Annotated in this window: 12 protein-coding genes; 2 read left to right on the forward strand and 10 right to left on the reverse strand. The window is 34.9% G+C overall.

From position 1 onward, the window contains the following. Positions 1–33 precede the first annotated feature (33 nt). From JM83_RS16850 to JM83_RS16885, 8 genes are all read right to left on the reverse strand, one after another. Entirely contained in the window at positions 34–1,302 is a 1,269-nt protein-coding gene (locus tag JM83_RS16850) for a cation:proton antiporter (RefSeq protein WP_144963265.1), read from the reverse strand. 3 nt (positions 1,303–1,305) lie between these two features. Continuing rightward, the gene (locus tag JM83_RS16855; RefSeq protein ID WP_144963266.1) at positions 1,306–2,019 is read right to left on the reverse strand and encodes a hypothetical protein; all 714 of its coding nucleotides are present in this window, start codon (positions 2,017–2,019) and stop codon (positions 1,306–1,308) included. Further along, positions 2,020–4,404: a hypothetical protein gene (locus tag JM83_RS16860; RefSeq protein WP_144963267.1), complete on the reverse strand. Its 2,385-nt coding sequence runs from the start codon at positions 4,402–4,404 to the stop codon at positions 2,020–2,022. Positions 4,405–4,602: 198 nt separating this feature from the next. Further along, positions 4,603–5,052 (reverse strand): cold-shock protein, encoded by a 450-nt coding sequence (locus JM83_RS16865; protein WP_144963268.1) that lies wholly within the window; start codon positions 5,050–5,052, stop codon positions 4,603–4,605. A gap of 397 nt (positions 5,053–5,449) precedes the next feature. Beyond that, positions 5,450–5,806, reverse strand: coding sequence for a cupin (locus JM83_RS16870; protein WP_261376846.1), 357 nt, complete (start codon positions 5,804–5,806; stop codon positions 5,450–5,452). Between the two features lie 11 nt (positions 5,807–5,817). Continuing rightward, positions 5,818–7,200 carry an FAD-binding oxidoreductase gene (locus tag JM83_RS16875; protein ID WP_144963269.1) on the reverse strand — a complete coding sequence of 461 codons (1,383 nt, stop codon included), beginning with the start codon at positions 7,198–7,200 and terminating at the stop codon, positions 5,818–5,820. 420 nt (positions 7,201–7,620) lie between these two features. Continuing rightward, complete coding sequence (locus JM83_RS16880) at positions 7,621–7,986, reverse strand: DUF1622 domain-containing protein (RefSeq protein WP_144963270.1); 366 nt, start codon at positions 7,984–7,986, stop codon at positions 7,621–7,623. Between the two features lie 35 nt (positions 7,987–8,021). Then, a complete protein-coding gene (locus JM83_RS16885; protein ID WP_144963271.1) occupies positions 8,022–8,477 on the reverse strand; it encodes a universal stress protein in 456 nt (151 codons plus the stop codon). Between the two features lie 305 nt (positions 8,478–8,782). On the opposite strand from JM83_RS16885, the gene JM83_RS16890 reads away from it, so the two are divergent. After that, on the forward strand, positions 8,783–9,265 hold the full coding sequence (locus JM83_RS16890; RefSeq protein ID WP_144963272.1) for a ferritin-like domain-containing protein: 483 nt from the start codon (positions 8,783–8,785) through the stop codon (positions 9,263–9,265). A gap of 99 nt (positions 9,266–9,364) precedes the next feature. Here the strand turns inward: JM83_RS16890 and JM83_RS16895 are convergent, their stop codons facing one another. Next, positions 9,365–10,003, reverse strand: a complete 639-nt coding sequence (locus JM83_RS16895; protein WP_261376847.1) for a hypothetical protein — start codon at positions 10,001–10,003, stop codon at positions 9,365–9,367. A 314-nt stretch (positions 10,004–10,317) separates the two neighbouring features. Here JM83_RS16895 and upp point away from each other — a divergent pair, with 314 nt between their 5' ends. Then, complete coding sequence (upp, locus tag JM83_RS16900) at positions 10,318–10,974, forward strand: uracil phosphoribosyltransferase (protein WP_144963273.1); 657 nt, start codon at positions 10,318–10,320, stop codon at positions 10,972–10,974. Here upp and JM83_RS16905 read toward each other — a convergent pair. Beyond that, positions 10,971–13,253 (reverse strand): BamA/TamA family outer membrane protein, encoded by a 2,283-nt coding sequence (locus JM83_RS16905; protein ID WP_144963274.1) that lies wholly within the window; start codon positions 13,251–13,253, stop codon positions 10,971–10,973. The genes upp and JM83_RS16905 overlap by 4 nt on opposite strands. Between the last annotated feature and the right edge of the window lie 4 nt (positions 13,254–13,257).

Genomic DNA, 13,257 nt, shown 5'->3' on the forward strand with positions numbered 1-13,257 from the left:
TACCAGTGATTTTTATCACAATGCAAGGTTAATTTACCTGGCAGTTTCTTCCAAAGCAGGGGCTTTCCATTTCGTAGTGCCAACCTTGATGCTGTTTGCAGCTTTAATTGCCTTAGAAGACCTGCGTTTATCGTAGATCATTGCAAAGGTCATAATAAGGCTGGTTCCTATTATCACAAATAATAAGATCCCAGGTTCAAAAGTGGCTATTTCGGCCTCTCCCGGGATGGCATAAAATAAGAGCACGGTAATTAATCCACGTGGTGCTATAAATAGCTGCGGAAGGATATCTGCTCCTATAAAAATACGAAGTAGCACAAATCGAATTCCGTAGATAGAAGCAATGATCATTAAGCTTATGAGTGCCACATCTAAATTCCAAAGAGATGCAATAGCGATGGTAAGTCCGAAGATCACAAAAAAGAAAGTTCGCACCACAAAGGCAGTTTCTGCAGTAATGGTATGCAACTCATGGTAAATATGGTGCGCTTTTTCGAAATGAAGATATTTGGAGAGCTTCCCTTTAAAGAACAATTTCATATTGGCTATTACCAATCCGAAGATCAAAATAATGATCAATGACGATAAATGCATTTTCTTGCCCAATGCATATAAGAGTAGCAAAACGCCAATTAAAAGAAATAATTTCACCTGACTTTTAATACGCTGAAATATTAATATGATCCCGTAACTGGCTACCAGGGATATCACTATTGTCAATACCAGGTTTCCACTAAAACCCGCGATCCCCCCATCTTCCGCAGGATTTAATTTTCCTGTTAGAAAATAGAACATCATAATTCCCAAAATATCCGAAAACGTACTTTCGTAAATATGGAATTCTCTTTTGGCACCAGTTAATCCCAACACGCTAGGAATGATAATGGCACTGGATAAGATGGATAAAGGGGTTGCATACAACCAGGCAGATTGCATGGTCATTTCTGGAATGAAATTATACAGAATTAATGCCGCAACCCATGCCGAGGCCAATAACCCGATAAGTGCAATACCCATTGCCTTTAAAATGGGGACGAGTTTTTCCCGCTTCAACTCCAGTTCTAGTGCAGCCTCCAGAACGATCATAATCAATCCGACAATTCCCAATACTTCTAAAACAGGGAAAAAGTCAACATTCCCGGCATCCCAATAATCCAATAAATATTGAAGCCCAACCCCCAACATTATCAGCATTAGCACTGCAGGAATATTGGTTTTCTTGGATAACCCGTTAAAAAGAAAGGACAGTATTATAATTACCGACACCCCAATTATTAAATTATAAGAGGATAAAATTTCCATATATTAAATCGCTTTACGGGTTAAACTTGTTTCTATTTCTTTTGAATTTAAAAAAGAGATAAGATCTTGGGTAGTTGCCCCGGCCTCCAAGGTATATTTTAAAATATGATCTTCGGTTTGTGCACCCATCTTAAGGCTTGGTTTTTCTTCAAAATCAAGAATAGGATTGTCAAACAAAATATCCAATATACCATCTTTGGCAAGATTCGTATTAAGATATAGCGTCTGCCTCAACGCACTGCTTTTATTGGAATTTATGGTAAACCCAGAATCTTCCACATTTTTATAATTCACATATTGCTCCCCATGTTCTGTATTCACAATCATTCCCAGTACCATCAAGCGTTTTATTTCCCCATCCAAATTATCGGATTTTATAAGTGCACCTTCGTTTACAATTGGATTTGATATAAAGATTATGCCGCTAAGATAATTTTGGATATAAGGATAACCGAAAATTCCTATTATAAGCATTATAATACTATGGGTAATATAATTAATAGATATAAACCCTAAGACAAAAATAACCACAGCAACAGGGGTATAAAAGAAAAGGCTATTTCTAAGCCAGAAAATAAAGCGCTTATTTGCTAAATTTTTCTTGGCAGAATTTTCGATAAGCCGAATTACGATCTTTATAATTCCATACAGCGCAAGTAGGGCTATAAATAGGTAAAATAGCCCTTTCCATGAATAAAATGTGATGATAGTTTCCATTTAGTTAATAGTTCCCCTATATCTTAGAATTTCATAGATATCTGAAGTTATTACTCTGTTTAAGATGAGATTTCCATTCGGATTTCTCAATAAAACCTTTGTGTTCACAAGCCTCTTGATCCCAGAATCAAAATGAATATTATAGCCTTTACCCAAGAAATTTTTCAATAATACTTCGTTTACATATTTGTAGAGAAATACATATTTTAAAATAATGAGTTCTTCTGCACTAAAGAAATCTTCAAAGCTACAATCTTCCCCCTCAAAAACCACAAGATTATTATCTATCATTTTAGTACTATATGACCAAGCTTGTAAAATTTCGCCAATGTTGTTTTTAAAACGACTGGACAGTTCCTGAACCTTATGTTCAATATGTTTTGGATACATCACATGTCTATCCTCATTTACCAGTTTTTTATGGGAAGCTCCATGCCGTATTAAAACCGCCTTGAATATTTCTTCAGTTCTGGTTTTGTTAAGATCTAAGCGGGTTGTAAATGCATTGGAAAAAGGAATCCTCTGGTCTAAATGTTTTTGCATCGCTTTGGATATAGATACCATTATGAAGATCCTGTTAGATTCTGAAAGCACAAAATTCACAAGTGCCCTAACATTGTCTAAAAAGCTAATTTCATCGGACCTCCAATATTCCAAATCGTCTATTAATAAGACCGGCCTGGTATTATAAATATTCTTGTTTACTTCTTGTAGGGCTTCCTTTAAATTTTTGGTGGTTTTAAATTTTCTGCCCTCGATAGTAATGGTACTATCGGTTTCCAGAAGTATATTATCCTTGCCAAAATGTTTTTTAGCAAAATCTTCCATAAAGGTAGATTTACCACTTAAATTATTACCGGTAAGAAGTGCCGATTTATTAAAGCCTTTTTGCCAATCATTAAAACAAACATCAAGTTTGTTTTCTTCTTCCACACGGGGCACAAGGAAAAGATCACCAATAAAATTTTTGTTTAAAAACAAGGTGTCGTAATATGCGTTTTCTTCCTTTACCATCCTAAATTTAATACAATTAATGGCTTTTTCCATTGCATTGTCCTGTGGAAGGGAGGTGGTTTTTTCGTAAGAAGAGTTTAGGAACTTAAAAGCGGTTTTAATTTTTTGAAACCAACCTATTAGTAGGCCACTGCTATCTGCCGTGTATTGATTTAATGAAGATTGAAATGAAACTTCCAGAAATTCCTCTGAATTATAAATATTGGTGGCCAGCAGCTGATTCTCTAATTTATGTTCAATTTGGGCAATAATTTGTTGCTGTTTCCCAATATTTAAACCGATGGTCTTTTGGATCTCTTTAAGTGTTGCTATTTGTGCGTGAAGTGGCGAAAAAGAATTATTGTTTGTAATTAATTTTAGACTGCTTTTTAAATTAATGAGACTGTGTTTATAATAGGATGCCAAATTGTTCTGATTTTCCCATAAGTCTATCAAATAAGGCAACAACTCATAATCCAACCATTTTTTAACAGCTCTATTGAAATCTATCTTTTTAATAAGCAAAAGCCCTTCATTGGTAGCGGTTGGGAAATTTAATGTAGCCAAAGATTTTACTTTATCTTCTACGAGATCTGTAAAGCCTTCGAGCTTTCTACCCGAGGAAGTTTCAATCTTTTTTATAGCAAGAGTAATTTCAGCAACTAGAAGCGGAACCTCCTCATTCTCCTTCATTTTTTCCAATGAAGTTAAAACTGTTTCAATGGTCCCTCTAGAATTTTCAGCTTCCTCTAGACTGTTTTCATAAGAAGTTTTAGTGAATTTTTTAATTGAATTAAAGATTTCAATTACCTTTTGAAAAGTTAGACCAGCAGTATCTATAAGTTGAATTTGTTCCAGAATATTTTCAAATTGCTCCTTATATACAGGCCAGGGATTTTGTTGATGTTTTGTTTTTCGGGAAATAGCTTTTCTGCTTTTTTCGAACCTTGCAATAGTTCTATATTCTTGCTCCACATTTTTTTGAAATGCATTTAAAGCTTGGTGAAGAATAGATTTTGATTCTAAAAAATGTGCTTTAATGGAATCCTTTTTTACAACGTTTTCTTCTGCTTTATGCGATGCAATTTGTAGTTGAAGGAAAACATCCCGGTGCAGCAGCATAAGATCCTTAAAAGGTTTGGCCAAGGCATAATGTAACAAATAGCATTCTTGGGAATTCCCTTTCCCTGAAGAAATTTCTTGAAATTCCAGATCTGAAGTGGAAATATAATAGTTGGCCAATTCTGAAAAATTTAAAAGAATATTTCTTTTTAACTTTTCAGAACCAGTAATAGTATCCAGTACATTTTTATATTCATCAAGTTCTAACTCGAACTTTTTTGATGAGTAACTAGAGGTAATCTCGGATGGTTCCAAAACTTTTATTTCCATTTATAGATCAAACAACTTAGATGAACATAATAATATTTAAATATCATCTAAAGTTACATACATTTTATCTTAAATGACAAATTTAGCTTGATTCCATCTTGGTGGATGTAAAACTTAAATCAACTATAATTCATTTTCAGCAAGACCGAATTTAAAATATAATTTATAAACAATTTAAAATGAAGGTTTAAGAAACAACTATCCTTTTTTAACCCTAACAGCGTTCATTCCTTTCATTCCGCGTTCTATTTCGAAAATTACATTATCACCTTCTTTAACTTCATCAATCAATTCACTAATGTGAACGAAATATTTTTCTTGGGAATCTAGGTCATTAATAAATCCAAATCCTTTAGAGTCATTGAAGAATTCAACTTTTCCTTTATGGAAAGGATCTTCTTCTACATATTCTTTTTTGGGAACACCAATAACGATACTCTCTGCATCCACTTTTTCCTTCTTTTTATTAGGATCCGGTGGGGTATCAGTTAATTGTCCATTCTCATCTACATAAACCAACATATCTTCCAAATCGCCACTCTTTGCATTAGATTTACGCTCTTCTTTTTTACGTTGTTTTTCTTCACGTTTTTTTAAACGCTTCTTTTCTTTTTCTTTTTTACCAAAACTTTCTTGTGGTCTCGCCATTCTTACTTAAAATATTAATTGTTATAAACTCTGTTCTGCGTGAACAAATCTGGCAACTCGTAAAAACACTCGAATAGAAAGCAAAAAGATCTCAAAAAAGATAAATTGTACCGTTATTGAGGGTAACAAGATTACTTGAAGGGCATTTATACGATTACCTTTGCGTAAAAGTACAATAATAATCGCATAAATCCTTACCCATTTAACATCTGCAATATTAAAAAACAAATAATTTAATCAGCCTTTTTTCTTATTTACCATACCGCTCCCTCCCTATTTACTTATTTATAGGTATAGCGTCCAATGGGTTTTCAAAGCCAATAAACAGGACACAAGGTCCAGCGTTGCCACATTTCCCGGAATGCGGTTTTTTGGCAGGACCATACGCGTAATTTCCCTATTTTAAAGTTTGGGTATTTTCTCCTTGATAAGTAACTTCCAGTTTCCCGGACAATAAAATCATTCGTTCTACAGAATTATGCCAATGATTGGAAATATCACTATTGGCCGGTATCCTAAAAAGGATATCGACATTTGGTTTTGCCGGATCTCCATGTAAAACAGCTATTTCACAGCCATCTGGCATAAATTCCGGGCATGGCCCCCAAATTACATCAGCACTATTCACATCCTTTACCAGGGATTTTTCAAAAGTCATATTATCATTTTCCTGCCCAAAAATTAACAGCGGAAAAAAGGCAGCCATAAGTAAGCATAAACCAATGTTTCGGAATGATATTACATCTTTTTTCATATTGATATTTATTAAGGTTTAATGTTTTGATTAACCCTGAACAAATTATCGGGATCATATTTCCTTTTAACTTCCACCAATCTATCGTAGTTTCCTTTATAACTAGCTTTAATTCGCTCTTCTCCTTCATTCATTAAAAAATTGGAATAGGCCCCACCTGCCGAATGAGGATGTAAGGCTTCCCAATAATCCTTGCACCATTTTGTTATTTTAACGGCATTACCCGGATCTGGATCTACTCCTACTATTACACCAGCATATTTTGCATCGCGATATGCCCAAGCGGTTTCAGAATTCTTTTTTCTACTTGCTGCACCATTAATTGGGTACAAATGCATTTGTGATAAAGGAGTTGGGATTTGAGATCCAAATATCTTGTGTTGTTTTCTTACTTCAGGTCCCAGCTCATTAAAAAAATCGGCTCGCCAATACCATTGCAATCCGGGTGGCATTAAGCCATCAAAGAGCGTTTGAATTGCCGGATAAGGCATTTCCCCTAAATGTTCGAAAATAGGTTTCCTATCTTTAATTGGCTTAAATACTTTTTCAGCATTTTTTGGATCTCCTAAATAGCACCAAACAATTCCGCAGAACTGTTTATTATGAAGAAAATCTGGAAAAGGTGGCCCAGGAATTATCATTGTCGCTATAAACCCATTTAGATCTTCTTCTGCATTTTCAATAAATGCATCGTACCATTCCATTACCTCTTCAACTTTTTCGATAGGCCACAACATTGGTCCTCCATACACTGTCTTTACAGGATGAGCCTGAAATTTAAAAGAGGTAACAATTCCAAAATTCCCTCCGCCTCCACGTATAGCCCAGAAAAGATCTGGATATTGATGATTATTTACTGTTAGATAGGTGCCGTCTGCCATTACCATATCTACTTCCAACAAACTGTCTATGGTTAAACCATATTTTCTGGCCAAATAGCCAACTCCACCACCTAATGTAAGCCCTGCAACTCCTGTAGTAGAAATCATTCCAGAGGGAACTGCAAGACCAAAAGGATGAGTTGCATGATCTACTTCGCCCCATAAATTACCCGCTCCTACTGTTACAGTACTATCTTCTGCATTCACGCGTACAAATTTGATTTCAGAAAGATCTATTACCATTCCACCGTCGCATAAACCGAGCCCACCACCGTTATGGCCACCTCCCCTAATTGCAATCAGTAATTTGTTCTCTCTTGCAAAATTTACCGCAGCAATTACATCGGCAGTATCAATACATTTTATGATCATGCCCGGATGCTTATTGATCATTGCATTGTAGACCTTTCTGGCCTCCTCATAAATTTTGTCTTCCGGAAAAATCACTTGTCCTTTGATCTCTTTGGATAGCACCTCTTTCATTGTGGTGTCTACTGTTCCCGTTAATTCCATAACCAAACTATTTATTAATGAATATTTACATCGCAATAATCGAAAAATGAAAGTTTATCATTTCTTAGTATTTTAATTCTGGGGGGTAAATTAAATGGGATAGCTGGAGGGAGTACTCTGATATTTAGAAACTTAAAGGTAGTAAATAAAATTAACCCAATGGTGTATTTAAGTTAATTGTAGATGGGAAAAATTTTGATTTTCCAGTTTTGTGGCTTTAATTATTTTTACTAACCATATTTAAATTTATCGTTATCATATGCGTGTACCAATATGCCAGCAATTCCAAACGAGACCCTGAAATTTCCAAAGTGAATCAGTACAGGGTGATGGGATAGTTAAATGTCTTTCTAGTTAAAAACAGATATGCAAAAAAAATTAAATCAAAACATCGCTACTAGAATTCGGATTAAGGCAGTATCAATCGGTATAAGGATCGGCTGCGTCCTTTTTGGATTGCCAAGGAAATTTCCCTTCAATTTCAACTTGAAGGGAAATGCTTAAAAATGTTCTTATAAGTACAATCACTCCAAGAGTAAATACTTTCCCTAAGGTAGGTTCTGTAACGACCGTTGCAATAATATCTGCAGCAACCAAAACTTCCAGGCCTAATAAAATTGCTTTCCCAAGCTCTCGTCTTAATCTTGTATAGAGATGGTTTTTAAACTTTAATTGAGCGATTAGAAATCGAAAAAGAGCTATTAATGCGCCTAGTGCAATTATAACAACCCCTATAGCTTCCAATCCCCTCGCTACATACTCTATATACTGTTTTACTTCATCCATAGTTGAAAAATAGGAAGTGATTAGGGAAAAAGCAGCTATTCTTTAGTTGGCACCATATAAACGGGAACTTTTGTGTCCTTTAGTACTTTTGAAGCAACATCCCCAATAAAAATTTTCTCTAAAATACTATGGCTGTGAGTACCTAAGACGATGGTATTGGCATTCCAATGGGATGCATATTCCAAGATCATATCGGCCGTACTTCCTTCAAGTACTTTAGTTTCCACTTTTGGGTCTTTAAAATGGGTTTTTACGGTATCTAAAAAATTCCCAGCTACCCGTTTCATCTCCTTGTTTATATTTAAATCTACTTCGGCGTCAAAGCCATTATAGCCCATAAAAGTTGGATATTGAACTCCATAATATTGAACGTCGGCAATAACATGAAGAAGACAGACTTCAGCATTTAAAGATTTAGCGAGTTCATATCCAGAATTTGCTACCATTTCAGAAGTAGGATTGTAATCTATACATATAAGAACTTTTTTCATATTTAAAATATTTAAATAGTTATAACAGAATTAAAATGCGGATAAGAAAGTGTCACTAATTTCGTAATAAATTAAATGATCTTATAAAAATTAGTAAGTTAATTTTAGTCTTTTAAAAGTTCGATTCAGAATTTCTCCTTTTATAATTATTCCTTTTCGATTAAATTGTTGAACTTAGAAAAAATGAACCTTAATTAAAACTTTATTTTGTTAAACAATTGTAAATATGACAATGGTTAGATTTTTTCTGTAATTATCACTGTATATTTATAGTACAATTTTTAACTGTCAAAAAAAGTTATGATATGAGAACCACTAGAGAAGAAGCGAAAGTAGAACTTCATGATGAAGTTGTAAATAAACTCAAACAACTTTTAGAGAAAAATTACGATGCAGAAAAAGGTTTTAAAAAAGCATTCGAAGATACCGAACATCCTAGTTTGCGAAAATTCTTTAAGCAACAAGTAGTAATGCGGAATAGGTTTAAGACCGAAATTGAAAAAGAATTGCACGATCTGAATGCACACCCTAAAATAAATGAAGGAACTGCAACGGGCAAGTTACATAGAGTTTGGATAGATATTAAAACTGCCATGAGCAAGAATGATGAAGAAGCTGTACTGGAAGAATGTATTAGAGGTGAAAAAGCAAGTGTAAGGGAATATGAAGAAAAGCTCAAAAAAGCTCATTTTTCCCCCAAAGTTAAATCAATGCTTACCAATCAATTGAATGAAATAAGGAATACCGTTTCCACAGTTAAGAAATTGGAAGATATAACAGATGATTAAGCTGCATGTAGCTTATCAAAAAAGTCCCAAAGTAGTATTCTGGGACTTTTTTGGTATGTACTCCAAATAGAGCATCTGTTTCAATATATTATTCTTAAATCACTGTTTCACAAAAATAACACTGGCTTTGGCACCAGTAAGCAAATTCCATTCATTAGAAGTAATTAGTTCTCCCTGATCTCCGTAGATCTTGAAAGCGGCAGTATTAGGACCAGAACTCCCTTGATTAAGTGCTTCGATTTCTATGGTATTAAGCCCGCTTTCCAACTTTATTAGAATAGGGGTGTAATTTGCCTGTAACTCTATAACCGACTCAACCATTTTCCCATTTACATACACCCGTACTTTATCTCCATCTACATATTGATAGTCCCTGCATAAAACTTCTACATAGCTCCCTTTGGTTTTAAAATCTCCTAAATACTGGTCTTTTCTATATTCATCACTAATTTTTTTATCTTCTGTCCATTTTTTTTCAATAAAATCGCCAGCAGTTAGTAGGTCATTACCTGTTTTCATGCTAAAAGACTCTTTTTTATCTGATGGTAAATTTGAGGCTCTCTCTTTGGACTTGAAAAATGGGTTGGTAGATTTTCTTGCCGGAATTGCAGATCCTTCACTTGGAGGTGGAAAAGAGGTTCCTGCCCGCTCTATAGGTGTAGACTTGACAGGGGTTTCTTGTGAAAAGCCAAGAGCAGCACCAAACATGAGTAAGAAAAAAATACTGTATATTTTCATATTATAAAAATAAGGAATTATTGGAAAATCTATAATTGTTTGTCCGGAAAAACACCTAATAATATGCAAATTAAAACGAATATTGTCCCGTCGGGCCTTTCGTCTATATTCAACTTAGGTTAAAGCCAAGATATTTTTGTATGACCTTTCGACTGTGCTCAAGGTGACAAAAACTTGCTTTAGGTATCTAAACGCACAATCAATTCTATTCTATCTTATCAAAAATAGCACCATGAAATATAAAAAGCGGAATTTCTTGAATTGAATGAATAGCTTGCTAAATATTCTGCTTAAATTTATCCAAAATACTTTCAATGCAAGTTATAAATCTAGGGGACCAACAATCTGTTTTAAATAAATTTATTTCTGAACTACGCGATGTTTCTGTTCAAGCAGATAGGATGCGTTTCCGTAGAAATATTGAAAGGGTTGGAGAGGTGTTGGGATACGAACTTAGTAAAACGCTATCCTTCCATAAAGTGGATATTAAAACCCCTCTAGGAATTGCAAATTGTAATATTCCAAAGGAAGATGTTGTTATATGTTCTATTTTAAGAGCTGGATTACCATTTCATCAAGGTTTGCTGAATTATTTTGACACTGCCGAAAACACCTTTATTTCGGCATACAGGCATCATACTTCTGAAAAGGAATTTGAAATAAAAGTAGAATATTTAGCTTCTCCTTCTTTAGAAAACAAAACCCTTATCCTGGCAGATCCTATGCTCGCCACGGGAAGGTCTTTTGTAAATGTTTATAGCGCATTGAAGAAGATGGGGACACCCAAGGAGATTCACTTGGCTTCGGTAATTGGTTCCCAGCAGGGAATAGAGTATATGAGCACACATTTCCCCGAAAACACCAAACTCTGGATTGCGATAGTAGATAAAGAACTGAATGATAAAGGTTATATAGTACCTGGATTGGGAGATGCAGGTGATTTAGCATATGGCACTAAACTTCAGCATTAAAAAGGATAGCCAATTGCAAAGTTCAATACCGGATTTGCATAATCGAAATTAAACTTTTTACCATCTGTAGGTCGTTTTAATGCCGCAGCAAGATCGAATCGAATCACAAAGCTTTGTATATCTATCCGTAGCCCGGCTCCGGCTCCTATCCCTAATTGATTTATAAAATCTCCCGTGAACTCCCCCCCTGGTAATGCTTCATTCTCTTTTGTGTTCCAAACATTTCCGGCATCGGCAAATATGGCTCCTTTAAAGAAAGAGTAAATTGGGAACCGATATTCCACATTTGCTTCCAAACGAATATTTCCAGTTTGATTGAAATAAGAATTGAATTCATCTATTTCGGGCACATAGGTTCCCGGTCCTAAAGAGCGGGATTTAAATGCCCTTACACTATAAGGGCCTCCAGAAAAATATTGCTTGGTATATGGCATAACTTCTGAATTTCCATAAGGCATACCTAAGCCAGCAAATAGCCGTGTAGCGATCTTTTGTTCCTTCCCAAAGTTAAAGTGATACCTAAGATCTACATCTGCTTTGGCATATTGCGCAAATTCTGATCCTAAAAAAGTACTAGGTTTATCCCCATTTTTGCTTCCACTTAATAAACCAAGGGTATTTCCTGCGATGTCTAGGTTTAAATTTGTGAAAAATTGATGTTTTTTGTAGGCATCCACCATCCCATTATATGTAAAAGAATACGTGAGCCCTGCAATAAACTGCTGATCGAAACTGGTTTGTAAAAATGGGTTGGCTTTAAGAATATCATCAAATGCAGGGGTTGTATTGGTTAACTTAACCAGATTAACAGATATTGGGTTGAACTCATGGGTAACATATTTATTTGCAGTCCAAAAGTATCCAAAACTAGTATAAAAAGATGTTAAGCTGAAAAGTTTGGTTCTATTCAAAAAGTCTGCGCCTAAGCTTATTCTGGTTTTAGGAATAGCGTAGGTAAAAAAATCTTTACTGAAAGAAATGGGAAATAATAATCGTGGAAATATAAGATCTGATTTCAATCCAAATTCGAGACTGTTAAATCCAGACTGATTCCCTTTTACCAATTGAAATTCATAGCCAAATTTCCCTGTAATCTTTAGGATTTCCCCACCTTTAAATAAGTTCCTGTTAACATAGGTAAGTTCTAAATTGGGTCCGGCAAAATCATTGGATTTTGTTACGGCCTGTAATTCTGCCCTTATGGCTCGTTTATTCAAAGGAGATAAAAAAATATTTGCTTCCAAGATCCCAAGGCTATCTGTAGAAAGGGAATCTATTTCATCATATCTAATATTTATAAACTTATAGGCACCAATTGTAGCAAGCCGTCTACTGGTGTTCCTTGATGTAGTAGGGTTAAAAAATTGATCCTTTTCAATTAAAATAAATGGATCTAATCGCTCTGGTTTAAAATATTCGGTTTCCTGAATAAAGTTTTTATTTGCGTAAAGAATGGTGTCCTTCTTAATAGAATCTGTGTCTACCACATAATTTGGAAAGATATTTACTTTAGTGATCTTATACGGAACAATGGTTTTTTCGGGAACATCTTTCTTCAACCTTAAAAATAGGTCGAACCTATTATTGGAATATTGATTGGTATCTGCTTCAAAGATCAATAAGCCCGGACTAAAGTTATAATAGCCTTTTTGCTTTAGATCCCCTTCAATTCGTTCCCTTTCCAATTTAAGCTTGGAAAGATCATATCTCATTCCGGGCTTTATTAAAGTTTTGTTCAAACTGCTGTTTATTTCTTTATAAACCATCAAGCTATCGCTATCCAATTGATAATTTTTCAGCAAATAGGGATGGGACAGTCTTACATTGTAAGTGGCAGAGGCTTCCTTTGCCTTTCCATCCTCTTCTATATTGGAGCTAACTTCACTAAAGAAAAAGCCACGGTTCTCTAGGCGGTTATGAAGCAAACTTTCTGTTTGCGAAAGATCTACCCTGGAAGAATAAACAGGCTCTTCCCCTATCTTTTTATTTAAGAATTTGGTTATGAAACCTGGTTTTTCTTTTTGTGCTTTATAATGATAATAGAGCCCTGGCCTCATTCCCAAAAACTTTGCATTTGGTTTGGGACGTAACACATCTTCCAACTCCCCTTGCAACTCCTCGAGCCCCTGGATGGTATCTTCAGAATTTATAATGACTTCTGCCCCGGTATACAAAAACTTATCCTCTGGCACGTACTTTTTGGCACTGCAAGCGACAACCAAACCCAGGCTTAGGATTATAATTGTATGTGTTAATAAAAATGAATTTCTAAATCTCATAAAG

Source organism: Gillisia sp. Hel_I_86 (assembly GCF_007827275.1).
Lineage (GTDB): Bacteria > Bacteroidota > Bacteroidia > Flavobacteriales > Flavobacteriaceae > Gillisia.